This window comes from Amycolatopsis sp. WAC 01376 (assembly GCF_003947415.1).
Classification (GTDB): Bacteria; Actinomycetota; Actinomycetes; order Mycobacteriales; family Pseudonocardiaceae; genus Amycolatopsis.
Window position 1 is genome coordinate 160,495 of sequence record NZ_QHKL01000008.1, and the last position, 26,878, is coordinate 187,372.

Here is a 26,878-nt window from a genome sequence, read left to right on the forward strand (position 1 = left end):
GGAAACCAGGAAAGGGGAACACCATGGAACCGGCACAATGGCTCGCCGACTACCGCGGCAGGCTCGAACACGCGGCGGACGGCGCGCGTCAGGCTCAGGAGAGCCTCGAGCAGGCAGGCGCGACGGCACGCTCGCCTCGGGGTGAGGTCACCGTTTCGGTCAACGCGGCAGGCGTGCTCAAGGACATCGCGTTGACGCCGATGGCCCGCAAGCTCGAAGCCGGCGGGCTCGCCGCTCTCATCGTGACCACCGCACGCGAGGCCCAGCGTCTCGCCGGTGAACGGATGGCCGACGTGATGGCCGGGTATCTCGGCGACGGCCCGGCACTCACCCGGCTCACCCGGCACCTCTCACCGGAGGTCGTGCGATGACCGCGGAACCTTCCTACACCGTCGATTCCGACCAGCTGCGCCGGCACGCGGGCAGGCTCGCCGCGCACGCCGATCAGTTGTCGTCCTTCGGCACCTCGCTGCCCGGTGAGCTGACGGCCACGGCCCTCGGCCCGTTCGCGCAGTGCATCACCGCGGGCATCGGTGCCGCGATGAACCGGACGAGGGACGCGTTCGCCCACACCGCGTCGACCATGGACAAGGTCGGTGACGGCCTGCGGCGAGCGGCCGACCTGTATCAGCGCACGGACGAAGACCACGCCGCGCGGCTGAACACAGGCGGCACGTTCGGCGGGGGAACACGATGACGACGGCGGTCGAGGTCGGCACCGCGCTCGCGAACCTCCGCGTCACGCGGGATTCCGTCGGTGGCAAGGAATGGCTGTCCGCGGATCTCAGCGGTGAGACCGCCGTCTCGCTCGACATGCTCGGTTCGACGGCGAGCCCGCTGTCCGCGCTGAGCAGTGCGGGATGCGACTTCCTGACGCCGATGATCTCGTTCCTCGAGGAGCCGCTCGGGCAGCTTCGCGGTGAGCCGGCGTCGGTGTCCGCCCCCTCCGGTGAGCACGAAAGGGTCTCGCGGAGCGCGAACTCCGTCGCCGACGACTACGGCTCCACGGCGGAGAACGAGACGAGCGAGTGGTCCGGCGACGCCGAACAGGACTACACCGCGACGGCCACGAAACTGGTCGACGGGATGAAAGCGGTCGCGGAGTCCGCGGCGACCAACGCGAAAGCGATAGCCGCCGCGGGCGAGGTGGTGGCGCAGGTCGTCGACATCGTCACCCGCCTGATCACCGAGGCTGTCGGAAAGATCGTGCCGATCATGACCAGGGCCATCGCGGCGGCACCCGCGACGTTCGGCGCCAGCATCGCCGAAGCGATCCCGGAGTGCGTGGCGATCGCCGTCGACCACGGCGGCCGGATCGCGGCGAAACTGGGCGAATTGCTCGCCAGCGGCGAGAACCTCGTGAAGTTGCTCGAAGGCGTCGCCGGTGTGCTCGACGTCGTCGAGAAAGGACTCGACGCGATCGGCGAGTCCTCCGGCGCCGAGCCGTCGTCGAAACCCGCTTCCGCACCGGAAACCAAGCCGCGAAACTCCGGCGAAAACTGAGGGAGAAGAGAATGGGAACGAAGACCCAGCGGATCGCGGGTATCGCACTGGCCGTCGCGCTCGCCGCGCCGGTCGCGCCCGCGACGGAGGGCGAGGCCGGCGACCACGCCGCCACCCAAGCCGTACTCGACCGATACCAGCGGAAAGCGGGCCCCGGCGCGGCCGTCCACGCCGGCGACGGGCGAGGCTCGTGGACCCTGTCGAGCGGCTCGGCCACCAGCCCCGGGCAGCGACCCATCACGGCGGACGACCATTTCCGCATCGCCAGCCAGACCAAGACGTTCACCGCGGTCGTGGTGCTCCAGCTGTTCGACGAGGGCGCCGTCGACCTCGACGCTCCCATCGAGCGGTATCTGCCCGGTGTCGTCACCGGGAATTTCGACGGCACCGTCATCACCGTGCGCCGGCTGCTCAACCACACCGCGGGATTCCCCCACGACGCCGCCGGCGCGAAGACCAAGCCCGACGGCACGTACGACCTGGCCGCCCTCGTGCGGGCCGCGATGGACGACAAACCGGTGTCCGCGCCAGGGACCTACCACTATTCCAACGTCGGCTACCAGGTACTCGGCCTGCTGATCGAGAAGCTCACGGGCAAGTACGTCGGCGACGCGATCACCGAGCGGATCATCGAACCGTTCGGACTGGCCGAAACCTCGTTCCCGCCGCCGGGAAAGCGGACGCTCGCCGATCCGTACCTGCCCGGCTACCAGGGTTTCCAGCTCGGCGGCGCCTACTTCTGGGTGGACATGACGACCTCGTTCGAACTGTCACGCTGGAGTTCGGCGGCCGCGATGGAATCCACCTTGGCGGACCTCGCGAAGTTCAGTCGTGCGCTCGGTTCGGGCCAGGTCGTCTCGCCGAAGGCCCTCGCGGAGATGCGCACCGTGGTGCCGTGGACGCCCAACGCGCCCGCCGGATACGGGCTCGGGCAGTTCAGCATCCAGCTGTCCTGCGGCGGCGTGGCCTGGGGGCACGACGGTCTCCTGCCGACCGGGCACGCGTCGCTCACGCTGGCCACCGACGACGGCCGGTTCGCGTCGGTCATGACCAACTCGAACCGGCTCCCGACCGACCCGAGCGCCATCGACGTCGCCAACTCCGCCCTTTGTGAGGGGAATTGAGGGCACGGTACTTTTTCAAGTCCTGATTTGTGGTTCGAATGACCCATGCACTCGGAACAAGGCCCGCGTTACCGTCGAACGGGCAGCAATCCGCGGCAGCAGGTCAAGGCAATACTCGAACCCGAAGGGAACACAATGCCCCGTTTTTCGCGCCTTCCCACGCTGGTCGTGGCAACAGCGCTGGTTCTTTCATCGCAGATGTTCGCCACGGGCGCCGTCGCCGCGGCATCCGGCTACACGAGCATCGATGTCGGACCCGTCAGCATGGCCACCTCGATGGACTGCTGGGGAGAGCGGAAGTCCGTGGGCGACGCGTGGGTCACTCTCGACGGGGATTACGTCACGGTTCGAGACCACTGCGACGACGGAAATCCGGTCATGGCACGGGTACAGATGACGGTCGACGGGACCGATCGGTATTGGATGTGCTACAACCATTCAGGCGCCGGAACCACACAGGTATGTGGTCACGATTGGCCTGAAGGATTTGTCGGATTCAAGACCGTGATCTTCTTCGCGTGGGACGGTATACGCGAATACAAAATGGGGACCCTGCGGCACTGGCGGGATGGATAGTGTCCACAAAGGATTACGCCTGACGGCCGGACATCCACTTGGTGCCTATATGCGCGGTTTCGCTGCTCAGACCGGATCTCGCGTGTTGACACGCGAGTCACGTCCCCAAGCACGCAAGTCACGCCTTACCGAAGTACATGAAGGCCCCCTTCCTTGCGCTAGACGCAAGGAAGGGGGCCTTCATGTACTTCACGACCGGCCGCCGAGGTCACTACCGTCCCACCGTCACCACGGATCACATCTGAAAGTAGCGAAAGCCTCCTTCACTACCATCAGAGTAGGCAAGGAGGCCCTCACTACCAGAAGAACGCCTACGCAGGAGCGCAACCGGGCATCCGCGCCCCGGAAGCGTCCTTTGTGGGTAGTCAAGGAGTGTCGGGAGCTCAACAGCCGTCATACGAGTCATGACCCGCGTCCAACCAGGTCCGAAGGCGCCCATCACCGCATCAGACGCGGCGAAGGGAGCCTTCGCCCCACCACTGGCCTCGCCCAGGAACGCGACACATTTGCCTTAAGGGTCAGCGTCTCCGAGTGTAAGTGTGGCGCGGGGCCGTCGTACGTTTCGCGGTCGTGCGCTTCGCGGTCGTCGTGGTGCGATGAGTCGTGGTCCGGGTCGTCTCCGGCGTCGGCTGCGTCGGCGGCGTCGTCGTGGTGGTCACCGGGGACTGCGGCACGAGCGCTGTCGTCGGGGTCGTCACCGTCGTCGAGGGCGCCACCTTGCCGCTCCCCGACCCGCCCCCGGCGCACGCGCCGAGCAGCGCACCCGCGCCCACGACCAGGCCGAACCACCACATTCGCATGGCCGGACCCTAACAGCCCGCCAGCCGCGGATCCGGCGAACGACGAATCCTGTTCAACTCGGTGAGGGCTGGATCAGACCGAGGCTCGCAGGCGATACAGCTCGGCCAGTGTGGCGCCCTCCGCGCCGATCTCCGCACCTGTGCCCAACCAGGTGGCCGCCTCGTCGTGCGGCAGCTTGCTGATCTCGATCTCCGCGAGACACCGGCCCGGCCGGACCACCGCGGGGTGCAGCCGTGCGACGTTCTCGTTCGTGGTCAGGCAAACCAAGATGTCCAGGCCCTGACCGAGCAATCCGTCGGTCAGGTTGAGCAGCCGGGACAGGGCCTGCCCGGAGTCGCGCTTCGCGTCCGCCCCGACCAGTTCATCGCAATCCTCGAGGATGAGCAGCCGCCATTTCCGCCGGTCCGCTCGCTCCTCGCCGAGCACCACCGAGGTCAGATAGCCCGGATCGGCGAACAGCACCTCGGGGTCCAGGACGTTGTCGACCTGGCACCAGTCCCGCCATTCCTGCGCGAGCGCGCGCACGGTGGTCGTCTTGCCGGTGCCCGCGGGGCCGTGGAGAAGTACCAGCCTGCCCGTGATGTCCTGCGGGCGCACCGCCATGAGCGAGTCGAGCGCGGTCACCGCCGACCGCGGGTAATTATCGCGGATCGCCTGCCACGGCGGCAAGTCCATGGACCTGGGCGCACGTACGCCCGCGCCACCGCACCCCTGGACGTGCCAGAAGCCGACCGGCACGGCCGACTCCCCCGGCGTACCCGTCCGCGCCGTTCGGACCGCGGCCGCGAGCACCTCGTCCGCCAGGTCGCCGGAGGTGGCACATACGCACACCGTCGCGGCACCGGCACGCCTGCGCATCGCCACGAGTGTCCATCCGGGACCGTGGGCGAGGTGTGAACGCCGCCCGTCCAGCTCATACGTCAGATCCGCGCTGACTCCCGGGGGCAGCAGCGTCGCGTCCGGTGAGACCTCGGTGATCTCGGCTGCCCGGGAATGTGGTTTCGACCCGGTGATGAAATGCTCCATCGCCAGCGAGTTCAGCACACCTTCCATCGGCGCGTTGCCACCGAAGAACATCGCTCGGTCAAGGGTTTCGGTCGGTACGGGATGGGATGTTTCCGTTGTCGTCGCTGTCACGAAGCCACGATCCATCCGGTGAGGCGGCCGCACATCAGGGACCGTCCCCCAAATCACCCCTGACAGGGATCATGTGCGGAAGGACGGCCGCCTGTCCGCCACGATCGACGGGATGGTTTTCTCTGGTCTGGAAACGGACGTAACGACAGCCCGGACGAGAGAGAACGAATGACCAGAGACAACAGCCCCGAGATGGTCGCGGAGCTGGATCGCCTCGACCAGGCGGTCAAAGCAGCTCCCGCCGGAGACACGACGGCGCAGATCGCACTGTGGCGCCAGGCGACTTCGCTGGAGCACTGGTTCTTCATCGCGCGCGGCCCGGCCGACCGGCCCCGTCCGTACGCCGTGGCCGCCGAGCAGGGGCCGATGATCTGCCTCTACAGCAGCGCCGAGCGTGCGAACGAAGCCGCCCGCGGCCTCGGCCTCGCCGATCCGGACGGGGGCACGGTGCCCTTGTTCGGCGTGCCGATGCCTGCCGCGATCGATTACGTCGCCTCGTTCGGCGAGGCCGGCGTCTTCGGTGTGACGCTGGACCATCCGCGGATCGGCCACTACATCCCATTGGCGAACCTGGGGCTGCTCAAAGACTGGATCGAAGGGACCGCGCCATGAACGGTGACACTCCGGACAACGGCTTCGTCGAGGTCATCGCGCGTGAGGTGGCGGCCGACCCCGGCAATCTGGCGCTGCGCGAGGACTTCGTCACGCTGCTGTTGGAACAGGACCCGGACCGCGCCGCCACCGAGCTGGCCGCGTTCGAGGCCCGCGGCGGCGATCCGGCGCGGGCCCGGCTGCTGCGCGCCCGGCTGATGGCGGCGCGGATGCGCACTTCGACCCCGGTTCCGGCCCCGGCCGACGAGGACCGTCAGGACAGCGGCGCCGCTGTGCCCGCGTCGCTGTGGGACGCCGAGCGCCCGGCGGTGACGCTGGCCGACGTCGCGGGTCTCGCCGAGGTCAAGCAGCACCTGGACACCGCGTTTCTCGCTCCGCTGCGCAACCCCGAGCTGGCGGCGGCGTTCGGGCAGAAGCCGGGCGGGTCGCTGCTGATGTACGGCCCGCCCGGTTGCGGCAAGACGTTCATCGCCAGGGCGATCGCCGGCGATCTCGGCGCGTCCTTCATCCACGTGACCCTCGCGGACCTGCTCAGCAAGTGGATCGGGGAAAGCGAGAAGGCGATCCAGAGCGTGTTCCGCCATGCCCGCGCGGCGACACCGTGCGTGATCTTCTTCGACGAGTTCGACGCGCTCGGTGGACGGCGTACCTCCGGTGGAGGCGGATCGCACGCGATGCGGATGCTCGTCACTCAGCTTCTGGAGGAGCTCGACGGCATGGCCGGAGCGAACGACGGGGTGTACTTCCTCGCCGCGACGAACCGGCCGTGGGACATCGACTCCGCACTGCGCCGACCGGGCCGGATCGACAAGACCGTGCTGGTGCTGCCACCCGACGCGGTCGCCAGGGCGGCGATCGTCCAGGGCGCCCTTGACGGCAAACCCGCCGACGATGTCGACGTCGTGGCCGTCGCGGCGGCGACCGAGGGGTTCTCCGGTGCCGACCTCGGTCACCTGACGACGACCGTGCTGCAGCAGGCGATGGTCGAGTCGCTGGGCAAGGGCGAGCTGGTACCGGTCACCACCGACGCGCTGCTGGCCGCGGCCGGCGGCATCACCCCGTCCACGACGTCCTGGTTCGACCAGGTGGCTCCGGTCCTGGAATACGGCGTCGACGACGGGACCTTCGACCAGCTCCGGGCATACCGGGTCAAGCGAGGCATGCGATGAGCGCCGACGTGGAGCGCGACCTCGACCTCGCCTGGGAACTCATCGAAGCACAGCCGACGCATCCCAAGATCGCCGAACTGGCGCTGCGGGTGCTCGCGAGCCAGCCGCAACGGAGCAGCGCGTTGATGGTGCTCGGGGATCACCGTGAGGTGTGCGGCGAAGTCGACGAGGCGCGGCGGCTGTTCCTCCAGGTCGCCGCTCTCCGCAACAGCTGGTTCACGATGGCGGCTCGTGCGCTTCGGCAGCTGGAATCGGCGGAGAACAACCATGACGAGGCGCTGCGTTGGGCGCGCACCGTGCTGGGCGAGAACCAGGAGGACTGGGACGACTGGATGCAACTCGGCCATGCCCAGGCAAGCTCCGGGGAGCACGAGGCCGGGTGGCGGCAACTCGACGAGGCGGTGGCCCTGTGCGCGCGGACGACGGCGGACGACCTCCCCAAAGCGCTGCGGAAACGCGCGCAGTACCTGCTGGAAACCTTCGCACCACCCGAACGGTTCGCTCCCGCGGCCGAGGAGGCCATCCGGACGAACGCGCCGGACTCCTGGGTCGGCATGCTGCTCGGCTACGCCTACCTGGCGCAGTACCGGTTCGATGACGCCGAACAACTCGCTCTGCGGCTGCTGCGCGAGGATCCGACCGACGACCTGCTGCGGAGCCTGCTGGGGACCGCTCGGGCCATGCTGCAAATCGTCGAGAAAGCACGCGGCGACGACATCACCCTGGCGGACATCCAAGGCACTGGCGCGCTCGAGATGGCGTGGCAGCAGATGCGCGACCATCGGCTCGGCATCGACCTGCCTTCCGCGCTGGCGGCGCTGGACGCCGTGCTGCCCGCGGACCTGCGCGCCACCCTGCGGCCAGGCGCCGCGGATCTGGCAGGCAAGAAGGTCGGCTCGATGGTGGCGAAGCGGCTGGTGACCTGGCACGACGGCCAGGAGCCCAGCTCCGGTGCCACCTGGGGTACGGCCGAGCCGTTCCGCCTGATGTCGGCGGACGAGATCATCGCCATGGACGCCGAGATCGAGGCCGACCCGGCAGCCCACCCCGGCTGGCCCGAGAACGAGGTCTGGGAACAGGTGATGACCGACGACGCCGGGACCTACCTGGTCGTCGTCGCGTTCGGGGCGCTGGTCCGGCGTCGGCCGGGACAGCCCGACGAGCCCGTCGCCGACTCGATGGCCGACTGGATCTGGGACCGGGTGGCCGGCTTCGGCGGCCGGGACCCGCGACCGGCACCCTGGAAGACCGAGGAACCCTCGGCCCCGGGACGTCGCTGATCGGCGAGATCACGGTCGGCTCTGGCTGCCCTTTTCACCTGAACGCAAAGGTGTTGTAGCGGCCGTGCATGCGATCCAACCTGATCACGCGTCCGAGGGACGGGCGTGATCGACAGGGGAGGAACACTCATGCGGAAGTACGTCACCAAGGCCGCACTCGCGGCCGGGATCGCGGTCGCCGCGCTGCCACTCGGCGTGGCGTCGGCCGGCGCCGCCCCCGCGGCGCCGGAGCCTGCCCAGCAGGTCGGGACCGCCGGGATGAAGTTCTACGACGACTACTGGACGCTGAAATCGTGCAAGACGGTCGGCAACTGGGGTCTGAAGAAGGGCAAGTGGTCCGTGTACGAATGCCAGTTCTCCGGCTGGGACTGGGACCTGTACTACGACAAGTGAGCTCGGACTGACGTGCCGCGCCGGTGCCGCTGGGCCCGGCGCGGCACTGTTCACTGTGCCCGTTCTGCAGACAAGCACGCCCGTTTCATGATTATTTGTGCGCGCACGTGTCACAAGACAGAACTGGGGCTACACAAGTGAAGAAGAAGATCGCGGCCACCGCTGCCGTCATGGGCGCGCTGGCGTCGATGATCGCGTTCGCGCAACCTGCCAGCGCGGGCGTCGACCCGAGGTACTACTACGAGTCCAGCTGGTCGACAGAGGGCGACTGCCGGCTCAACGGCCACTCCGGCCAGCAGAACGGCCGGTGGTCAGCCTACTTCTGCTCCGCGTCGGCGTGGTCGTGGGACCTCTACATCAAGCGGTAGACGGACGGTCCGGTCCTCCCCCGTGATCGCGTGGGAGGACCCCGTTCTGCCGCCGACGCCCGTCCTCGACCGCCACAGCGAGTCCGCGGCCTGCCGAATAGAGTGGTCCGATCCGCTGGTTCGAGCACACCACGAACGGATGGCTGTGGTGACAGATTCAGGACGGCCGGTATCGCCCCGGCTGACGGTCGTCGGCTCCGGTGACACTTCCGGCGGCTCCGCGGGACGGTGGGCGGCCGTCACCGATGGCACGGCCCCGCTCACGGTCGGCGGGATGGCGGCGGGCGGGTTCGGGGTCGAGGCCGCGAAGTCGTTCCTGGCAGGTGAGCCGGCCGGGCGATGGTGGTTCGTGCTGGCCTTCTTCGCCGGGCTCGCCCTGGTCACGCTCGGCCTGTGGGCGAGGAGCCGTCTCCGCCGTCGAGTGCGGGTCGGCATCGTGGTCACCGCGTCGGACGGCAGGCGCGGACAGGCCCGCGCCCGGCAACTGGAGCAGCAGGCGGAGAAGTTCAGCCGGCGCACCTGCACGATCACGCTGAAGACCGGCATCGAGTTGCCCGGCGACGGCGCCCGGGACCGCGAACTGGTCGACGCCCTCGCCGACGAAACGTTGTCCGCCACCACGATGGCCGAACGCCTGAGCCCCGACGCCGTCCGGATCAACCTGATCCCCACCATGCCGCTGCACGTCGCGTTCTGGTTCGGCGCCCGGCTGGGCTACACCCACGCCCGCGAGGTGGTGGTGCACGCCATCCGGCAGGCCGACGGCGCACCGGCGTACTTCCCCGCGACGTCCTTGCGCGCGATCGACTCCGACGTCGAACCGCTGGACGTCGACCGGCTGGAGGCCGTCGACGACGGCGACCCGGACAAGGTCGCCCTCGCGGTGGATCTGCAGGGCCGCGGCGACCAGTTCTTCGACCAGGTGATGGCATCCTGCCGTCGCCACGGTTTCGGCTACCTCCTGCGGATCCGGACCGGGTCACCGGTGCTGACCGAGGACACCGCCACCTTCACCGGGGCGGTGGAGCAGATCTGCCGCGCCTGGCGCGAAGCGCCACTGACCGCCGGCGCCCGGACCGGCGGGCACGCGATCTTCCTCAGCGGGCCGGTCGCGATCGCGGTCGCACTCGGTGCCCGGCTGGCCTCGCCGGAACACGGGCGGTGGACGGCGTTCACCTTCGACGCGACCAGCGGCTCCTACGAGCCGTTTCCCCCTTCGGCCTGATTCCACTTCTTGCGTGATGCCGGGTTGAAGTACACAGGGTCCCGGCAAAGTCGTATAACCGCTGTTCGGTTCAGGGTCGTGAGCTACTCGAGGCACGCGTCAAGCCCCCGAGTGTCCACAAGGGACACTTCCGAGCGGCGAAATGTCTGATTGATGGCTAGATGTGCGGTTCTCGATGGGGGTCGTGAGTGGTAATGATCGTTAGAACGATCATTACCACTCACGACCCCTGCACAACGCCTAAATCAGGCATCGCTATCCGGAAAGTGTCCCCTGTGGACAGTCGAGAAGGTGTCAGGCCACCGTGACGAGCCCCCACCCGTCACCAGAACCCGAATCGTCACTCGCCACCCACTTCACCAGCGGCTATACGACTTTGCCCCTTCCCTACTCTCAGGGTAGGGAGGGAGGCCCTCACGGACCTGCGAGCCCCTTCGACCTGATCGTCAGGACCACATTTTCTCGTTCGAGAGCAGCATCCTGAATCCTCCGTGCATGAACTCGATCCATTGCGGATAGGTCGTGTCGTTGACGAGATCCCACGGCACGAAGGACTCACGCGAGCGTTCGGTCTCGGCGACAGCGCGAAGGTAGGTTCTCACCTTCTTCCGCGTCGCGTTCAGGCTTCGGGAGGAGTAGTGATCGTTGGGAACCCCGTACGCCAGCATTTCCAGCGTCGCCGAGGACACGCCCAGCGACGAGTCCATGGGGACCTTCTGCCCCGGAATGGACGAACGCCTGCTCCCGGCGCCCTGATGCTTCATGCCGACATGGTTCGTCTTCAGGTGCCGGACGAATTGCGTGAACATGCCGTCGGTGCGCATGTCCTTTTCCTTGACCTTCGCGATGTACTTCCGCGGATGGCTGACCTGGAGTTCTCCGTGGCCGTCCCAGAAAATGACGCCCTGGTCCGCCGTGTTCAGGGAAATGGGCGGCGTCTCCAGGAACCGTTGGCAGACCAGCAGATCGGCGTTGACGTGGCCAGGGAAGACCGGCGCCACCTTGAGCACCCGCTGGACCTTGCCCCACGCGACCATCGACGCCAGGCCCGGCGACATCGTCTCGAAGTCGTAACTCAGCGCTCGTGCCACGGTTTCCTTGAACCACAGGAATTCCGGTGTGGGCGCCCGGCCTTTCACCCGTTTGCCGAACCGTGTACCGGGGGCCGGTTCGAAGCCGCCTCGCCACTCGGGCACGATCGGGTGACAAAGTTCGACCACGATGTCGACGTCGCCGTACGGATCGACTTGAGTGCCCTTCACGAAGGATCCGTGCGGGTAGACGTCGAAACCGCAGCCAGTGGGCGCCAGCAGCCCGGTGATCCGATCTCGCAAGAAGACAAAAGTGGCCATTCTGACATCGCCGACCGTCATAACGACGATGCTGGCACATCACCGGACACCCGGCAATGGCACCCGAAGCTCTTCAAAATCCTGTACACGCGCGGGTTTCTTGAGAGTTTCACGACACTCCAAAAAGGACGGTCGAGGCAGGCTGAGTAGTACTACTCGTGCGCAGCGACGGGAACCTGGGCAAGATCGGTGACGTCCGCTCACTGGGGGCGGCGTACACCGAGGAGAATCATGAAACTCCGTCATGCCTTCACCACGTTCGCCGTCGCCGCGGGTCTGATCGGCGCGTTCGCACCCGCCGCGGCGGGCGGCGAGCCGATCGCGAGCATCGACTTCGCCGCCGAGCAGGGTGCTTTCCCGGTCGACGGGAAGAGCGGCCACTGGGTCGACTCGCCCGAGCACGAGGTGATGATCCGCGAGGTCGGCGACGTCCTGCGCGTGGACGCCGACGCCGACAACGGTTTCTACCACTTCAGACTCGACTTCAGCGCCCCGTCCGGCGCGCTCCAGGTCGGCTCGTACGACCACGCGACGGGAGCCCGCATCCTCGCCATCTCCACCGGTTTGGGCTGCTCGGACGACTACTCGACGTTCACGATCAGCCGCATCGAACGCGGCGCCGCGGGACTCACCGCCCTCGACGCCACGTTCGAACAGCGCTGTGCCGGCCCCACCGCACCGGCGCTGCGCGGCGAGGTCCACTACCGGCGTTGAGTTCAGGCCACGTCGGGAACGGGCCCGGTTCCGAGGGGAACCGGGCCGAGCCCGGTGGGTTTCGGCTCACCATCGGCTACAGCTCGACCATATGCTGAACGGCATGAGCAGATTCGCGGAGGTCATCGTGCTGGCGCGCGATGCCGAGGAAGTGATGGGCTCTTGCCCACCTGGAATCCATGCCCTGGCCCGATCCGGCCTCACTTCAGGTCCTCGTCCATGACGAAGACGACGACTGCTTCGGCCTGTGGATGCTCTACGACGGCGAGCTCAAGGAAGTCGAGCTCCCCCGGACCGCCCGCCGCCCAGCCCCCGAGAGCAGCGTCAACGGAACACTCAGCAGAACCGACCGGAGCTGACAAACCGCGGCTTCACCTCGATGGGTTCCCGTCGCCGCTCCAGCCGGGAACCGGGCCCAATTCGGGAACCTTCCACGCGCCGTACATCGATTTGACGAGTTCGACGGTCGCGGGCAGTGCTTTCGCGAGATCGCGGAGCCAGGCCGTGAACGACAGCCGGCTGTCCGCTATCGGCCGGAACCCGCAGAAGGTGGAGAAGGTCGGATCGGCTTCGGCAAGGTCGCCTGCTTTGAAGTAGTGGAACCCATATCCCTGGTGAGTCTGGAAAACGAAGGCGTCCTCGAAGGGCGTGAAGTCTGCCTCGTAGTCGTCGACGACGATCTCCCGGGCGATCTCTTTCACTTCGAGGAGCCACCCGAAATCCCATTCGCCGTCCTGGCTCAGCCAGTACGGGTTCTTTCCGCCGAACTTCAGGAACTCGACGTAGCGTGCGGGCAGGGTGTCCACACCTTGGGCCGACATCAACGCCTCGACCTCTCGGTCGGAACAGCCGCGCACCGTGTTCACGTCGACGTACCCCTGCGCGATCAGTGGCTCGACAATACCTGTCAAAGCGAACATGAGCACCGGGTTCCAGTCAGGGTCATTCGATCCCTCGTGAGTCTACGGCTCACCTGTCACCTGAGTCGCGGTGCTCAGCCACGGGCGACCTCACTGGCGGTGCTGAACTCGTATCCTTGCGCCCGCAGGCCGAGGACGACCGTGTTCAGGTGTTCCAAGGGCAGGAACGGGTGGAAGAAGAAGCTGGCCACGTTGTCGCGGACCACCTTGGACTTGGCGCCGTCGGCGAGCAGGTCCGCGGGCAGCCGGGCCGGATGCTGGTTGAACGGTTCCGGCGCGACGTGGTCGAGGTTCTCGGGTATCACCACCGCGCCGTAGACATCCCGCACCGGGTAAGGGAAGTACTGACCGTATTTGGTCTGGTAGGACACCGTCGAGGTGGAGCCGCAGGCACCGCGCGGGCAGTATCCCGCGAAATAGCTGCCCTGGTCGTAGCGCGCCGCGAAGTGGGAGCTGACTTCCTTGTAGTCCACCGCCGATCCACCGTAATGCGGGAATTCGAACACTTCCGGTTCGGGCAGCCCGACCCGGCGGAACTCGCCGAGCCCGGTGGCGATCCGCCCGCGGAACCATTCCGCGGAATCGCCGGGGACCGGGCCGGTCTCGACGACGTGGTTGTTCTTGTCGACGATCGCCGTGTAGAACTCGTAGTCCGCGGAGCTCGCCCCGCCGTAAGGGTTCGCCATCTCCTCGAACTGGTGGCTGTAACCGTGCATGATCATCGTCGCGCCGCGCCGGATCGCGTAGTGCAGCGCGTCCACCAAGACCGGGCTGTCCACGAGCCGGGCGAAGGTCGGCCTGCCGCCGTTGGCCACACCGTGCGGGTCCGCGTAGTACGGGTAGACCGCGAGCGAAAACGGAATCCCTTGCCCGCCCAGCAGATCGGCGATCCGGCGGATCTGGCCCGCGTCGGTGCGCGGGCCGATGTCCTCGATCCGCACGAGCGCCCGGTGCCGCTCCACGGTTTTCGGAGCGAGCGTGCCGAGCAGGATGTCGGCGGCGGCGAGGTACCGGTCTCCCTCGTTGACGTAGGAGAACGGCGCCTCCGCGAGGTAGGTGAAAGTCCCCGAGCGCACCGCCCACGGCGTGTGCTCGCCGGCCGCCACGCTGTCCGCGAGCACTTCGTTGACCGCCGGGTTGTCCCGCCGTACCAACGGAACCGAGCCGATCTCGGGATTGCGCTCGAGCGACACGCTCTTGTAGCGGACCTCGGTCGGCGACGTCGGCGTGCGGCCCACCGGCGTCCAGCCCCAGCGCGCGGTGATGCCCGGGTCGTGTTCGGCCAGGCGATGAATGTTCTCACCCATCCAGACGACCGGCACCTTCGCGGCGGCCACATCCGCGAGCAACACGGCCGGTAGCGCGGCTTCGCTGATCGAACCGACGTAGACCAGCGCCTGGTATCCGCCGATCTCGCCCGCGCGGTAGTCGGCCGCGGCGCGCATCGTCCAGGCGCCCGCCCGTGAGACCAGGTTCGCGGTCTGCATCGCGTGCGCCTCGGCCATTCCGGCCTCGTCCGCGCCGGCGGGCGGGTTCGGCGCGTCCCGCTCACCGGCGTCGTAGACCACCAGCGTCCGGTGTGCGCGGTTCCCGCCGGGACCAGGGCTGCCGACCTCGCTGGTCATCTCCAGCCGGTCGCCGAGGGAGACCGGGGCGGCCGCGGGCGAAGCGAGTATCGCGCTCGCCGGCCGCGTGTAGACGACCAGCATCACCAATCCGGTCGCGACGACGACGGCCAGCGCCGCGAAGCGCAGTCCGGCGGGTGTGCGCCGGCGCCGGTTTTCCTTGCGGGTCATACCAGCACACCCCCCGCCACCACACGCGAATCCGCGTCGAATTCCTCGACCGGTTCGGCGCTCAGGCCGAGCAGCCTGGCCAGCGCGCGTTCGGTGCGCGACGCGGCCCTTCCATCGCCGAACGGGTTGCCGTTGGTCATCATGGCCGCCCGGGCCCGGCGGTCGGTCAGCAGTTCCGACGCCGTCCGCACGATCAGCTCGCGATCGGTGCCGACCAACCGGGCACAGCCCGCGTGCACCGCTTCCATCCGTTCGGTGACCTCGCGCAACACCAGCACCGGCACGCCGAAGGTGGGTGCCTCCTCCTGGATCCCGCCGGAGTCGGACAAGACCAGCGTGGCGGACGCGAGCACACCGGCCAATTCCTCGTAGCGCAACGGCTCGGTCACCACCACGCGAGGCAGGCCGCCCAGTTCGTCGTCGACCAGCTCTCGGACGGCGGGGTTCGGATGCGCGGGCAGGACCACGTGCACGTCCGCGTGCCGGGCGACCAGTTCGGTGACCGCGCGCAGCACCTGACGCAGCGGTTCGCCCCAGGACTCGCGGCGGTGCGCGGTGACCAGCACCAGCCGCTCGCCGCGGGTGGCCGCCTCCACGGCCGCGGCGACCCGCTCGTCCTGGTAGGCCACCGCCCCGCGGTCGGCGATCGCGCGGATCGCGTCCACCGAAGTGTTGCCGGTGACCACGATCCGCTCGGCGGGAACCTGCTCGCGAAGCAGGTTCTCGGCCGCCGCCGACGTCGGCGGCAGATGCAGAGAAGCGGCTTGGGTGACCAGCCGCCGGTTCAGCTCTTCCGGGAAGGGCGAGGCCAGATCGAACGAGCGCAGGCCCGCCTCCAGATGCACCACCGGGACCCGCCGCCAGAACGCGGCGAGCGTGCCGGCCAGTGTGGTCGTGGTGTCCCCCTGGACCACCACCACCGAGGGCGGTTCACGATCGGCCAGCGCGTCCAGACCGGTGAGCATCTGGCCGAGCAGTTCGGGCTGGCCGCCGTCGCGGCGGTGCAGCGGCAACGTGGCGTCCGCGCGAACGCCGAACGTCTCCAGCGCCTGCCCGACCATCGTCGGATGCTGTCCGGTGGCGACCAGGTACGGCTCCATCCGGCCCCCGGCGGCGAACGCCCCGGCGACCGGCGCCAGTTTGATCGCCTCCGGCCGGGTCCCCATCACGAGCCACACCCGAGGCCGGGTCGCTTCGCTTTCCTGTCGATTCCAAACCATTACTCCCCCAAGGTTCGAATATTCTTTTCAGCGATTCGCGCACTTCGCATGATCGTTTGTGCGAGGCGCTGTGACCGATGCGACGCAGAGTGGTTCTGTCCGGTTCCCGCCGAATTTCCTCACCCGTTCGAGGGAACCGGAGCCTGACTCGTCACGTCGTAGTCCATGGATGCGGGATCGGCCGGGGGGCGCGACGCATCACGCACAATCCTTCACACACAAGGAATTGAGCACGCTGAATCTTGGGGGAGAAATGTCTGTTGTCCGGATCGGGCCGTCGGTCGGCGCGACGGCGACCATGGGGATCGCCGCGGGGGCCGGCGCCTGGCTGCCACTGTCACTCGCCGCATTCGTTCTGTTGCTTTTCGCTACCCGGTCGATTCTCATCCGAATCGCGCCGGAAACGGAAAGGGGGCAGTAGCGAAATGGAAACCAGTTTGTCCGTCGTCGCCACCGTCATGGTCGGCGTGCTGATCTGGTGGCCGCTGCAGAACCTCATCCTGGCGGTGTTCGCCTGGCGGTCCCCGCAACGACCACGCAGTGTGCGCCGGACACCGGATCCGGTGCCGTTCTGGATCGTCATCCCGGCGCTGAACGAGGAACGCGTCATCGCGAACACGGTGCGCAACGCGCTGGCCACCGGAACCCGGTACACGCCGGTCCGTGTCGTCGTCGTGGACGACGCCTCCGACGACGCGACGCCGCATATCCTCGCCGGCATCAGGGATCCGCGGCTGCATGTCCTGCGCCGAGAGTTGCCCATGGCCCGCCAAGGCAAGGGCGAGGGCCTCAACACCGCGTACCGCTACATCCTCGACATCGCCGGCCGGGAAGGCACGATCGAGCAGACCGTCGTCGGGATCGTGGACGGCGACGGCCGCTGCAGCGAAGGGATGCTCGACGAGATCGCCGAGCTGATGGCGGAGAAGTCGGTCGGTGCGGTGCAATGCCGCGTGCGCATCCACAACCGGCACAAAACGCTGGCGCTGCTCCAGGATCTGGAATTCGGCGCCATCGCGGACTCCGCGCAGTCCCTGCGCGACCTGGTCGGCAGCGTCGGGTTGGGCGGCAACGGCCAGTTCACCCGGCTGTCCGTCCTCGCGCGGTTCCACCCTGGCCCGTGGTCGGCCTGCCTGGTCGAGGACCTGGAACTCGGCCTGCGCCTGCACCTGGACGGGATCCGCGTGCGCTACACGAAATCCGCGTGGGTCACCCAGCAAGGGCTGACCGACGTGAAACGCTTGCTGCGCCAGCGAACCCGGTGGGCGCAAGGCAACCTGCAGTGCTTCCGGCACCTTCGCAGGCTGACCACGTCGAGGTTCGTCAGCGGCGTCGGCCTCACCGACTTCCTGATCTACCTGCTTTCGCCCTGGCTGACCGTGCCCATGTCGCTGCTGCTGGTCGGACTGGTCGCGGCGTCCGCCGTGGCGCTGGCGACCGGGAGCACACTGGGCGGGCTGGTGGCCACAGTGGACACTCTGCCGACGTCGGCCGCGATGCTCGTCGGGCTGGCCATGGCGCCGAGTCTGCTCTGGGGATTGGTCTACTGGGCCCGGCTCCGCGACGAGAACATCCTGCGCTGCCTGTTCGCCGGGCTGCTCTACCCGTGGTTCCTGGCGCTGGGCATCATCGCGACGTGGCGTGCGCTGTTCCGGCTGATGTCCGGACGCAACGGCTGGTCCAAGACCGAACGGCTGGCCGAAGACGGCCGGCCCGCGCCGCCGATGCCGGTCCCGATGCCCGCATCCGCGCCGCTCCCGCTACCGCGCCCGGCCGCCCCACCGGTGACGATCGATCCCAGTGTCACCCAGCCGATCCCCGCGGCGGTCCTCGCCGCCGCCGAGCGGACCCGGCCGGTCCCGCATCCGCTGTCCGAAACCGAACCGACGCAACGACTGGAGCGGGTGTGATGGCAGACCGGCACCGGCGCCGCCCGATACGGAACAAGCTCGTTCTCGTCCTGGCGGCCGCCGGGCTGGCCCTCGCCGCGGCCTCCACGATCGACCGCGGCGACTCCGGGAAGGAGGCGTCCACCGGCTGGTACGTGACCGTGTACTACACCGCCGTCGAATCGCACCACGACGAAGATCCGGTGCCGGTCACCGGCTGTCTGGTGATCGACTGCGAACGCGGCGACGACCCTCTCGGCAACTACCCGGAAGACTTCGTGAAGGCCGTCGAAGACGAAGGCACCGGCCGGATCGTCAGCGGCCGTCACGCCGGCCGCTACCTGAACTGGTCCCACGACATCGGTTTCTGGCTGGACAACGCACCCCGCGACAGCCACGGGCGCCCGCTGGAGCCGTTCGTCTCCGCCGCCGCGGATCCGGCCGTCCTCGGCGACGGCCGGCAACTGCGGATCACCGGCTGCGGCACCGCGGAGGACGGCACGGCGATCGACGCGGGAGTCTGCGAAAGGCTGCGTTCCGCCTCCTGGCGGATCATGGACGAATTCACTCCCGGACTCGGCGGCGATCGGCACATCGACGTCTACCTCGGCGAGGAAACCGGGCCGGACTTCACTTCCGACCCGCTGTACTCGTCGCTGCACAACGCCACGCTGGAGCTCGGCAAGACCACTCCGTGACGACGCCCGTCAGGAGCGGTGCCCGGCCTCCGCCATCGCGCGTCGCCGGACCTCCCGCACGACAAGGGAATCCGTGAACGCCGAGGACACGGCGCTCAGCCAGGCGCTTTCGTCCCGCATGCTGGGGTGCGCTTCATCCTGCCCGGACGACGGACGCGGCCAGCTTCGGCCCGCCTCGCGCATCACCAGCGCCGCCGCGAGTTCGGCGGCGGCGCGTGTGGGTTCGTCGACCGGGGCACGCAGCCAGTCCCCGAGGTGCGGCGGAACGTGGGCCCGCAACGCCAGTAGACCGTCACGGATCTCGATCACCCTGCGGTACAGCTTGAATTCGAGGTCGTGGCGTACGGGCAAGGCGATCTGCGGGTGCGCGGCGACGAGTTCCTTCCACAGCGGGGTCACCGCCCGGATCCCTTGCCAGGAACGCAGCAGCCGGAGCGCGCCGTCCCAGGTGGTGAACAGTCCGCCGAGGACCCACAGCACCATCGCGAGAAGTCCGGCGAGGCGGGCGCGTGGCATGAAATCGAGGTCCGCGAGGTCGGTGATCTCCAGCCATAGCGTGGGAAGCCCGGAGAACAGCACCCATACGATGGTCGCGACGGCGGCGCAGACGAGGATCCGCAGACCCGTCCGGAACGTCCCTTGTGGACGGTCGGCGGCGCTGCGGACCAGCGTCCGGGTGAACATCACCAGGCAGGTGACGCCGTACGTCGTGAGGACCACCTGGTAGGCGACGACGCTCGGCCGCCATTGGAACGCGGGCGTGCCCAGTTCGAGCCGATGCGGGAGGATGTCCAGGTAGCACAGGATCATCAGCGCCCAGCACAGCACGATGGGCCAGAACGGCGTCGGCTTCTCCGGGGACCGCGTACTGCGGACCACCTGGACCAGCGCGCGCATCGCGAGCAGTTGCAGCGCGTTGGTGACCAGCCGCGGGAGCAGGTCGTCACCGAGGAACCGGACCGTGGCGTCGGCGGAGAGGGCGAGGCCCGCCGCCATGCTGAGGAAGAACGTGGCCAGATGCACCGGCCCGGCGCGGACCGCCATCAGCCGGGTGAAGCCGATCGACGCCAGCAGCGCGGCGGACAGATAACTGATCATGAACCGAGGGCGTGGCGCAGCCGATCGGATCCCGGCCCGGTGCCCACGGCGCGGCGCATGAGCAACGACGCGACGAGTTCGGCCTCCTTCTCCTGCTCGTGCGCGTACGTCGTGCGGCCGAGGACCCGGCGGACCAGATCCACCGAAAGCGAGGGCGCGACCATCGCGGCGATCGTCTCCGGCCGCACCTCGCCCTCGACGTGCCCGCACAGCAGATGACCGAGTTCGTGCAGCAGGATGTGCCGCTGGTGCAACGGAGAAGTGTCCCGCGTGTAGAAGACGTAGTCGGCCCGGTCGGTGGCCGCGAGCACCCCGCACGGCGCCCCCGGCCGCGCCTCGAGCGGCACCAGTTCGATGGGCCGCCCCCGCATCGCCGCGACCTCGCCGAACAACGTGGTGACGTCGAACGGATCCGGTAGCCGCACGGCGGCCGCGATGCGCTCACATCTGCGCCAGAGCGCACTCTTCCTGCCCAGCATGGCTACTCCCCCTGGTCACGCTTGGACTCGCGCCGCTTGATCGCCTCGACGATGTCGGTCACGGTTCCGAGCCCCTCCTCGGACAGCGTCACCGCACGCAACGCCAGGTTGCGCACGGCGCTGTTGCGCAACGCTCCCAGCAACTCGACCTCTTCGGCAAGCGCCCTCCCCCGTTCGTCGTCGAAGAAGTACGCGGGCGGAACCTGGAAGAACGCCGCGAGCGCCTCCAGGTGCCGCTTGGTCGGGTTGTCCCGGCGGCCCGTCCGCAGTTGCCAGAGGTAGGCGGCGGAAAACGACTCGCCGGTGTTCTCCCGGCAGGCTCGCGCCACCTCCTCGTGGCTGTACTGCTCGCCGTTGGGCCGCCGGACCACCTGGAAGAGGCGGTCGATCCGGTCGGTGAGCGTGGTCGCCCGTGGTTCGGTCATCGTCACCTCCGTAAGCTGAAATGAATGACTTCCGGCTGAGTATTCACCTTAGTTGACAACCACGAAGGTTCTCGCCTACGGTTTCCACGTTAGCTGAGATGAATGACCAAGGGGAGTCGGTCGATTCTGGCTGACGACCCGGAAGGGGGAGTTCCCATGAAGAAGTTGCTGACCGCGGCTGCACTGGCAGTGGCCGCGGTGACCCTGTCGGCGCCGCCGGCGCTGGCCGTGGAGACCGGAGAGTTCCACGCCAGCGGCATCGGCCCCGGCCCAGCAGCCGCCATCACCTCGGCGGAGAAGGTCGCCCGCACCTTCGCCCGCAACACGGGCTGGCTGGACTCGCAGTGCTACGTCCGCGCTTCCGACGTCCGGTCACACACGAGCTACTACAGCGCGACCGTCTGGCTCTTCTGCCAGCGCTGACATCAGGAGGGGAAACCATGAACAGAACGATCGCCCGCGCCACGGGGGCCGCGGTGCTCGCGGGACTCATGACACTCGCGCCGACGGTGGCGAGTGCCGCGAGCGTCCAAGAGACCCGCGCGTTCCTCGGGACGACCGTCGAGAAGACCTCGGCGTCGGCGAAGCGGACGGCGTTGCAGCAGGCCTACGACCACGCCGCCGTCTACGGGTACACACCCGATCAGTGCGTGACCATCCACCTGTACTCGGTGAAGATCAGCTTCGTGATGTACCGGGGCGAAGCCGGGATCCACTGCACGAAGTAAGCGGTCCGTGAAGGCCTCCTTGAGGGACTCTGGGTCCCTCAAGGAGGCCTTCACGGAATTCCAGGCTAGTTTGACCGGATGAGTCTTCTCGACGACGTGGCCGAACGCGACGGCTGGCGGTGCTGGGTCTGCGACGAACCGGTCGACCCGGAGATGTCGGTGAACGACCCGCGGGGTCCCAGTGTCGACAGCCGGACCGCCGACCGGAAGGCCAAGGTCACCGAGCGGCTCGCACACCGCGGCTGCAACACCCGCAAGGGCGCGGTCAAGGTCGTCATCGCCTGGCCGGATCGCCTGCACGTCGTCGAACCCGCGCCGCTGATCACCGTCGCCGGACGGCTGGAACGCAAGGGCGGCCGCGAACTGGTGGCCCGCAGCCCGACCGAACCGGACGCCCGGGAGGCGGCGGATTGGCTGGTCGACCGGTTTTCCCGGCTGCTACCGGGAGTGCCGGTGACCGCGGGTGTCGAGCCCGGCGGCGGCCAGTTCCTCGTCATCCTGAAGCGCGGCTAGAGGTCCGCCTTCAGCTTCACGTTGGCGTCCTTGACCAGCACCATCACGTCCTGATGGAGATCCCACGCGGCCTCGTCGTACCCGGCGAGGCGCAGGTCGGGCGCCTCCAGCGCGCGCTGCACCGCCCAGCCGGGCGAGCTGAGCGAAATGCCGTACCCGTCGTTGCCCGCGTAGTCGGTGTAACCGAAACCGCAGGCCTTGTACGCGGCGAGCATGCGGTCGGTCGCACGCGCGTCCAGCCCGTAATCCTTACCCGCCTCGGCGCGCATCGCCATCCGGCGGCCATGCGTGGTGACCACCGCGACGCCGCCGGGAGCCAGCGCGCGTGAGAAGTAGCGCAGCAGCGGACCCCAGTTCGGGGCATCGAGATGGGTCAGCACCGAACCACACCACAGCAGATCCACCTCGGTGACCTGCTCGATGTCGTCCACATCCGGCGCACCGATCACCGCCCGCGCGCCGAACGCCTCCGCACAGCTTGCCAGCGCCGCCGGGTCCATGTCGCACGCGATCAGCTCGGCCGCCGGGAAAGCGGCACGCAGGGAACGCATCACCCGGCCGTAACCGCATCCGAAATCCAAGAGCCGCCGGGGTTCCGGCCGTCCGGTGACCTCAAGCGCGGCGAGCACCGCACGCAACGCGTCCCTGGACACGCTCAGGTAATGCTCGATGTTGTTGCTCGCGAACATGCTGTCGCCGTCGGCGATCGTCGTGCTCACGCCAGCCATGATCCGCGCGACGGTCTCGTCCAGCGTTTCGCTCATCCGGCAACCGTATTCGACCGTCCGGTCAGGCGGCGAAGACGGTGCGCACGACGGACTCGTCGCCATCGATCTCGACCAGCCCGAGCCCGCGCGCGTCGGCGAGCGTGAGAGCGCCGGCGGAAAGGCCGAGGATGCAGGCGGGTTCGGCGCGGACGGTGGCGTCGAGTTCGCGGCCGTCGTGCGGGCCGATTTCGAAGCCGGCGCGGCTCGCGCGGAGCTGGAAGGTCGAGCCGCCGATCTCGAGGCCGACCGTCACCGAGACGCGGACCTTGACCCGGGAACCGAGCAGGGCGGGGACGGCGAGAGCGAGCCATTCCGGACGGAAGGCGTCGTCGCCGGGGCCGCAGACCATCAGCGGGGCGGACCAGCGGATCAGGCTCTCGATCGGTTCGCGCAGCTCGGCACCCCACGGCGTGAGGGCGTACTCGACCACGCTGCCCGAGCCGGCCAGCCGCCGCTCGACCACGCCCGACGCTTCGAGGTCGCGCAGGCGATCCGCGAGGAGGTTGGTCGCGATGCCGGGAAGGCCGTCGATCAGGTCCCGGTAGCGGGCCGGGCCGAGGAGGAGCTGACGGACGATGAGCAGATTCCACCGATCGCCGACGACCTCGAGAGACCGGGCGAGCCCGCAGTACTGGCCGTAGCCTCGCATCGTAGCTCCCGCTTGTTTTTCTCAAGTGTGCGTGACAAGCTCAAGCTTACCCGAGAAACCCTGAGGGGGCCGCCATGGTCGACACCACCAAGCGCGTGCGACCTGCCTGGGTCGACGACAGCCTGTTCCCGTTCGAGAGCCGTTTCGTCGACATCGACGGGCACACCGTGCACTACGTCGACGAGGGATCCGGGCCCACACTGCTTTTCCTGCACGGGAACCCGACCTGGTCGTTCCTCTGGCGCGACGTGATCCGCGCGCTGCGCGGCGAGTTCCGCTGCGTCGCCCTCGACTACCCCGGCTTCGGGCTGTCGACCGCGAAACCCGGCTACCGGTTCTGGCCCGAGGAACACGCGGACGTGGTCACCGCGTTCATCGACGCGCTCGACCTCAAAGGCGCCACTCTGGTCGGCCAGGACTGGGGCGGCCTGATCGGCCTGGCCGCCGTGCAGCGACGGCCAGGCGTCTTCGATCGGCTGGTGCTCGCCAACACCTGGGCCTGGCCGGTCGACGGCGTCTTCCACTTCGAGGCCTTCTCCCGGCTCCTCGGCGGACCTCCGGCCCGCTTCCTGGTCCGGCGGCTCAACCTCCTCGTCAACGTGTTCGTCCCCACCGGCCACCGGCGCCGGAAGCCGAGCGCCGCCGAAATGACCCATTACCGCCGGGCGCTGAGCACTCCCCAGCGACGCCATGCCTCCGCGGTGCTCCCTGGCCGGGTGCGCGCCAGCCGCGACTTCTTCGCCGAGATCGAAGCCGGTTTCGCGGACATCGCCCACCTCCCGGCACTGATCGTGTGGGGCGACGCCGACATCGCCTTCCGCCCTCAGGAACGCGAACGCCTGGAAGCCACCTTCACCGACCACGAGACCGTGATCGTCGAGGGCGCCGGCACCTACGTGGAATCCGATGCTCCCGAGGAGTTCGTCGCCGCGATACGCCGCTGGACAACGGCGCATCGCGGCACGGACTGAATCCCCCTGGTCTCACTGGGCGTCGAGAGCCCGCCGGAAAGCCCTCAGATCGCCGACGAACAGGTCGGGCTCTTCCAAGGCGGCGAAGTTCCCGCCGCGGTCGTACTCCGCCCAGTGCACCACGTTCGGGAAGTCGCGATCCACGAACTTCCGGATGGACATGAACGGCGCCTTCGGGAACACCGCGACGCCGAGCGGCGCCGAAATCGGCGGATACGTACCGGTGGTCGCGGCGATGGGCAGCTGGTCGACGATTTCGTAGTACAGCTGCGCGGAAGAGCCGCCGGTGCCGGTCAGCCAGTAGATCATCACGTTGGTCAGGATGCGGTCGAGACTCGCGGCGTCCTCCGGCTTGGTCTCCGCGTCCGCCCAGTCCTTGAACTTCTCGATGATCCAGGCCAGCTGGCCGACCGGGGAATCGACCAGCGGGTACGCGATCGTGTTCGGCCGGGTCGCCTGGAGCTTCATGGAACCGGAGAGGACGTCCACGAAGCGGGCGGTCCGGTCCAGCCGAGCCCGGTCGGACGCGCTCAGGCCGACGAGATCGTCCGGATTCCCGCTGGGTTTCGTGACCAGGGTGTTCAGATGGAGACCCGCCACGTGGTCCGGATCCTTCAGCGCCACGAAAAGAGAGACGCCGGAGCCGAAATCTCCGCCTTGCGGCACATAGTGATCGTAGCCGAGGCGCTCCATCAGTACCGCCCACGCCGAAGCGATCCGCTCGATCGTCCAGCCGGGTTCGGCGGGAGGGCCGGAGAAACCGAATCCCGGCATGGCGGGAATCACCAGATCGAACGCGTCGCGCGCATCACCGCCGTGCGCACGCGGATTCGTCAGCGGGCCCACCACGTCGAGGAACTCGACCACCGACCCGGGCCATCCGTGCGTGATCAGCAGCGGAAGCGCGTCGGGTTCTGGCGAACGAACGTGGATGAAGTGGATGTTCGCGCCGTCGATCTCGGTGACGTACTGCGGCAACGTGTTCAGTTCCGCCTCGGCCGAACGCCAGTCGTAGGAGTTCCGCCAATAGTCGACGACCTCCTTGAGATAGGCGGTCGGCACGCCGCGATCCCACCCCACGTCGGGAAGATCCCGCGGCCAGCGGGTCTGGTCGAGGCGACGATCGAGATCGTCGAGCTGCGATTGCGGTATTTCGATGCGAAAGGGTTTCAATGGAGTTCCTCGCGTGTAGTGCCGACGTGGTGACCAGTCGGGACGGAACGGCCTCAGAGATACGTCGTGTTCGGCTCGAGCCCGCACAGATGCCTGCCGAGCAGTTCGATGTTCGTGTTCGGGCTCGTCAAGGCGTGCAACGCGATCGTTTCGATATCCCGATGAATCCGCTGAATCGGCACATCGTTGTAGATCGAACTACCGCCGCTCGCGGTCGAGATGATCCGGATGGACTCCTGTGCCAATTGGGCGACCCGCCCCATTTCGACCCGGGAACGAATGCGTTCGGCTTGCGTCCACGGCTCGTTGCGCGCCGCCTTCGCGTCCACGAAGTCGGCGAACGTCTGCGCCCGCAACCGCGCTTCCTCGGCGAGCAGAGTGGCCTCGCCGACCTGGAGATGCGTGAGCGGCGCGTTCTGCTGCGTTTCGTAATCCGTGTACGTGATCTTCCGCCCGGGAAGCCGGTCCAGGAAATGCTCGATGGCGGCCTCGGCCGCGCCGACACATTGGCCTGCCGTGGCGATGGTGGAGGTGACCAGCATGGGCACCTGATAGATCGACTGGGTGGAATTCGTCTCCGATTTGCATTGCTCGTCGAAGAATTCCATCACCGGACGGACCCGCGCCTGGGGAACGAAAACGTCGTGCGCGCGAACGCTCACACTGCCCGAACCACGCAGGCCGTGAGTGTGCCAGTCGTCGACGACCTCGAAGCTCGACGCCGGCAGGATCGCCATGATCGGACCTTCACCGGCCCCCGCTTCATCGGGTTCGGCGACCACCAGCTTCCAGTGGCTGTGGAGTACCCCGCTGTTGAACCTCCATTCGCCACTGATGACATAGCCGCCGTTCGTCCGCGACGCTTTCCCGCTCGCCGCCAACGTTCCGCAGACCCGCGAGTTCGGAGTCGCGAACACCTCGTCCTGTACCTCGTCCGGATACAACCCGGCGATCCAGTTGATGAGCGACCAGACCGAAACGCAGAAAGCGGCGGAACTGTCACCGCGCGCGATTTCCGCGTGGACGTCGATGAGCGTTCTGGCGTCGCTCTGATATCCACCGTATCGCGTGGGAACGCGCATTTTGAGCAGCCCGGAACGTTCGATCCCCTCGATCACGTCCGCGGGGAGCCGCCGGTTCTCGTCGATCCATTGAGCACGTCCCCTGATGAGAGGGACCAGCTCGGATGCGCGCGCGACCAACTCCTCTCGTGAAGGGGATTGGATATCCAGCACCATCTTGACCTCCGGCGATTCGTTCGCTTGGAGCGCGGTATGACTGGATCCTGTCCGCCGTGA

General features: G+C 67.9%; 32 protein-coding genes. 20 read left to right on the forward strand and 12 right to left on the reverse strand.

Annotated features, from left to right (window positions below; genetic code table 11):
- The first annotated feature begins 23 nt into the window (after positions 1-23).
- The 6 genes from DMH03_RS34090 to DMH03_RS42170 all read left to right on the forward strand — a co-directional run bounded on the left by DMH03_RS34090 (position 24) and on the right by DMH03_RS42170 (position 4,016).
- Complete coding sequence (locus DMH03_RS34090) at positions 24-371, forward strand: YbaB/EbfC family nucleoid-associated protein (RefSeq protein WP_125796127.1); 348 nt, start codon at positions 24-26, stop codon at positions 369-371.
- Positions 368-697 carry a WXG100 family type VII secretion target gene (locus DMH03_RS34095; RefSeq protein ID WP_125796128.1) on the forward strand — a complete coding sequence of 110 codons (330 nt, stop codon included), beginning with the start codon at positions 368-370 and terminating at the stop codon, positions 695-697. Before DMH03_RS34090 ends, DMH03_RS34095 begins: the two co-directional genes overlap by 4 nt.
- Positions 694-1,503, forward strand: a complete 810-nt coding sequence (locus DMH03_RS34100) for a hypothetical protein (RefSeq protein ID WP_125796129.1) — start codon at positions 694-696, stop codon at positions 1,501-1,503. The genes DMH03_RS34095 and DMH03_RS34100 overlap by 4 nt, the downstream gene beginning before the upstream one ends.
- An 11-nt stretch (positions 1,504-1,514) precedes the next feature.
- Entirely contained in the window at positions 1,515-2,627 is a 1,113-nt protein-coding gene (locus tag DMH03_RS34105; protein ID WP_125796130.1) for a serine hydrolase, read from the forward strand.
- Positions 2,628-2,672: 45 nt separating this feature from the next.
- Positions 2,673-3,203: a hypothetical protein gene (locus DMH03_RS34110; RefSeq protein WP_148106387.1), complete on the forward strand. Its 531-nt coding sequence runs from the start codon at positions 2,673-2,675 to the stop codon at positions 3,201-3,203.
- A 603-nt stretch (positions 3,204-3,806) separates the two neighbouring features.
- Complete coding sequence (locus DMH03_RS42170; protein ID WP_158633147.1) at positions 3,807-4,016, forward strand: hypothetical protein; 210 nt, start codon at positions 3,807-3,809, stop codon at positions 4,014-4,016.
- Positions 4,017-4,076: 60 nt separating this feature from the next.
- Here DMH03_RS42170 and DMH03_RS34120 read toward each other — a convergent pair whose 3' ends face one another.
- Positions 4,077-5,141, reverse strand: coding sequence for a DUF5925 domain-containing protein (locus DMH03_RS34120; protein WP_233611789.1), 1,065 nt, complete (start codon positions 5,139-5,141; stop codon positions 4,077-4,079).
- Between the two features lie 168 nt (positions 5,142-5,309).
- On the opposite strand from DMH03_RS34120, the gene DMH03_RS34125 reads away from it, so the two are divergent.
- The 6 genes from DMH03_RS34125 (at position 5,310) to DMH03_RS34150 (ending at position 10,188) form a co-directional block, all read left to right on the forward strand.
- On the forward strand, positions 5,310-5,753 hold the full coding sequence (locus DMH03_RS34125) for a hypothetical protein (protein WP_125796132.1): 444 nt from the start codon (positions 5,310-5,312) through the stop codon (positions 5,751-5,753).
- Positions 5,750-6,922, forward strand: a complete 1,173-nt coding sequence (locus tag DMH03_RS34130; protein WP_125796133.1) for a 26S protease regulatory subunit — start codon at positions 5,750-5,752, stop codon at positions 6,920-6,922. Before DMH03_RS34125 ends, DMH03_RS34130 begins: the two co-directional genes overlap by 4 nt.
- Positions 6,919-8,202 carry a lipopolysaccharide assembly protein LapB gene (locus DMH03_RS34135; RefSeq protein ID WP_233611790.1) on the forward strand — a complete coding sequence of 428 codons (1,284 nt, stop codon included), beginning with the start codon at positions 6,919-6,921 and terminating at the stop codon, positions 8,200-8,202. The genes DMH03_RS34130 and DMH03_RS34135 overlap by 4 nt, the downstream gene beginning before the upstream one ends.
- A 129-nt stretch (positions 8,203-8,331) precedes the next feature.
- Positions 8,332-8,595, forward strand: coding sequence for a hypothetical protein (locus DMH03_RS34140; protein ID WP_125796134.1), 264 nt, complete (start codon positions 8,332-8,334; stop codon positions 8,593-8,595).
- Between the two features lie 137 nt (positions 8,596-8,732).
- Positions 8,733-8,963, forward strand: a complete 231-nt coding sequence (locus DMH03_RS34145; RefSeq protein WP_125796135.1) for a hypothetical protein — start codon at positions 8,733-8,735, stop codon at positions 8,961-8,963.
- Between the two features lie 148 nt (positions 8,964-9,111).
- A complete protein-coding gene (locus DMH03_RS34150; protein ID WP_125796136.1) occupies positions 9,112-10,188 on the forward strand; it encodes an SAVED domain-containing protein in 1,077 nt (358 codons plus the stop codon).
- Positions 10,189-10,634: 446 nt separating this feature from the next.
- Here DMH03_RS34150 and DMH03_RS34155 read toward each other — a convergent pair whose 3' ends face one another.
- Positions 10,635-11,522 (reverse strand): hypothetical protein, encoded by an 888-nt coding sequence (locus DMH03_RS34155; protein ID WP_125796137.1) that lies wholly within the window; start codon positions 11,520-11,522, stop codon positions 10,635-10,637.
- Between the two features lie 249 nt (positions 11,523-11,771).
- Between DMH03_RS34155 and DMH03_RS34160 the strand changes: the two genes are divergently transcribed.
- On the forward strand, positions 11,772-12,254 hold the full coding sequence (locus DMH03_RS34160; RefSeq protein WP_125796138.1) for a hypothetical protein: 483 nt from the start codon (positions 11,772-11,774) through the stop codon (positions 12,252-12,254).
- Positions 12,255-12,433: 179 nt separating this feature from the next.
- Positions 12,434-12,613, forward strand: coding sequence for a hypothetical protein (locus DMH03_RS34165; RefSeq protein ID WP_199749129.1), 180 nt, complete (start codon positions 12,434-12,436; stop codon positions 12,611-12,613).
- Between the two features lie 12 nt (positions 12,614-12,625).
- Here the strand turns inward: DMH03_RS34165 and DMH03_RS34170 are convergent, their stop codons facing one another.
- From DMH03_RS34170 to wecB, 3 genes are all read right to left on the reverse strand, one after another.
- Positions 12,626-13,174, reverse strand: coding sequence for a hypothetical protein (locus DMH03_RS34170; RefSeq protein WP_125796139.1), 549 nt, complete (start codon positions 13,172-13,174; stop codon positions 12,626-12,628).
- 74 nt (positions 13,175-13,248) lie between these two features.
- Entirely contained in the window at positions 13,249-14,970 is a 1,722-nt protein-coding gene (locus tag DMH03_RS34175) for a DUF2334 domain-containing protein (RefSeq protein WP_125796140.1), read from the reverse strand.
- Complete coding sequence (gene wecB, locus DMH03_RS34180) at positions 14,967-16,136, reverse strand: non-hydrolyzing UDP-N-acetylglucosamine 2-epimerase (protein WP_233611800.1); 1,170 nt, start codon at positions 16,134-16,136, stop codon at positions 14,967-14,969. The genes DMH03_RS34175 and wecB overlap by 4 nt, the downstream gene beginning before the upstream one ends.
- Positions 16,137-16,615: 479 nt before the next feature.
- Between wecB and DMH03_RS34185 the strand changes: the two genes are divergently transcribed.
- Positions 16,616-18,100 (forward strand): glycosyltransferase family 2 protein, encoded by a 1,485-nt coding sequence (locus DMH03_RS34185; RefSeq protein ID WP_125796142.1) that lies wholly within the window; start codon positions 16,616-16,618, stop codon positions 18,098-18,100.
- Positions 18,100-18,777, forward strand: coding sequence for a hypothetical protein (locus DMH03_RS34190; protein ID WP_125796143.1), 678 nt, complete (start codon positions 18,100-18,102; stop codon positions 18,775-18,777). Before DMH03_RS34185 ends, DMH03_RS34190 begins: the two co-directional genes overlap by 1 nt.
- A gap of 9 nt (positions 18,778-18,786) precedes the next feature.
- Here DMH03_RS34190 and DMH03_RS34195 read toward each other — a convergent pair whose 3' ends face one another.
- From DMH03_RS34195 to DMH03_RS34205, 3 genes are read right to left on the reverse strand one after another with little or no spacing between them, the layout of a single operon-like run.
- A complete protein-coding gene (locus tag DMH03_RS34195) occupies positions 18,787-19,875 on the reverse strand; it encodes an MAB_1171c family putative transporter (RefSeq protein ID WP_125796144.1) in 1,089 nt (362 codons plus the stop codon).
- Positions 19,872-20,354, reverse strand: coding sequence for an ImmA/IrrE family metallo-endopeptidase (locus DMH03_RS34200; protein ID WP_125796145.1), 483 nt, complete (start codon positions 20,352-20,354; stop codon positions 19,872-19,874). The genes DMH03_RS34195 and DMH03_RS34200 overlap by 4 nt, the downstream gene beginning before the upstream one ends.
- A 2-nt stretch (positions 20,355-20,356) precedes the next feature.
- Entirely contained in the window at positions 20,357-20,779 is a 423-nt protein-coding gene (locus DMH03_RS34205) for a helix-turn-helix domain-containing protein (RefSeq protein ID WP_125796146.1), read from the reverse strand.
- A 156-nt stretch (positions 20,780-20,935) separates the two neighbouring features.
- Here DMH03_RS34205 and DMH03_RS34210 point away from each other — a divergent pair, with 156 nt between their 5' ends.
- The 3 genes from DMH03_RS34210 to DMH03_RS34220 all read left to right on the forward strand — a co-directional run bounded on the left by DMH03_RS34210 (position 20,936) and on the right by DMH03_RS34220 (position 22,020).
- Positions 20,936-21,202: a hypothetical protein gene (locus DMH03_RS34210; protein WP_125796147.1), complete on the forward strand. Its 267-nt coding sequence runs from the start codon at positions 20,936-20,938 to the stop codon at positions 21,200-21,202.
- Positions 21,203-21,219: 17 nt separating this feature from the next.
- A complete protein-coding gene (locus DMH03_RS34215) occupies positions 21,220-21,507 on the forward strand; it encodes a hypothetical protein (RefSeq protein WP_125796148.1) in 288 nt (95 codons plus the stop codon).
- Positions 21,508-21,585: 78 nt separating this feature from the next.
- Positions 21,586-22,020 (forward strand): hypothetical protein, encoded by a 435-nt coding sequence (locus tag DMH03_RS34220; RefSeq protein WP_125796149.1) that lies wholly within the window; start codon positions 21,586-21,588, stop codon positions 22,018-22,020.
- Here DMH03_RS34220 and DMH03_RS34225 read toward each other — a convergent pair.
- On the reverse strand, positions 22,017-22,784 hold the full coding sequence (locus tag DMH03_RS34225) for a trans-aconitate 2-methyltransferase (RefSeq protein ID WP_125796150.1): 768 nt from the start codon (positions 22,782-22,784) through the stop codon (positions 22,017-22,019). The two genes, DMH03_RS34220 and DMH03_RS34225, sit on opposite strands and share 4 nt — an antisense overlap.
- Positions 22,785-22,809: 25 nt before the next feature.
- Positions 22,810-23,436, reverse strand: coding sequence for a helix-turn-helix domain-containing protein (locus DMH03_RS34230; protein WP_125796151.1), 627 nt, complete (start codon positions 23,434-23,436; stop codon positions 22,810-22,812).
- Positions 23,437-23,510: 74 nt separating this feature from the next.
- Between DMH03_RS34230 and DMH03_RS34235 the strand changes: the two genes are divergently transcribed.
- Entirely contained in the window at positions 23,511-24,407 is an 897-nt protein-coding gene (locus DMH03_RS34235; protein ID WP_125796152.1) for an alpha/beta fold hydrolase, read from the forward strand.
- A 12-nt stretch (positions 24,408-24,419) separates the two neighbouring features.
- Here DMH03_RS34235 and DMH03_RS34240 read toward each other — a convergent pair whose 3' ends face one another.
- Positions 24,420-25,580 carry an epoxide hydrolase family protein gene (locus tag DMH03_RS34240; protein ID WP_125796153.1) on the reverse strand — a complete coding sequence of 387 codons (1,161 nt, stop codon included), beginning with the start codon at positions 25,578-25,580 and terminating at the stop codon, positions 24,420-24,422.
- 53 nt (positions 25,581-25,633) lie between these two features.
- A complete protein-coding gene (locus DMH03_RS34245; protein WP_125796154.1) occupies positions 25,634-26,782 on the reverse strand; it encodes an acyl-CoA dehydrogenase family protein in 1,149 nt (382 codons plus the stop codon).
- Positions 26,783-26,878: the final 96 nt, after the last annotated feature.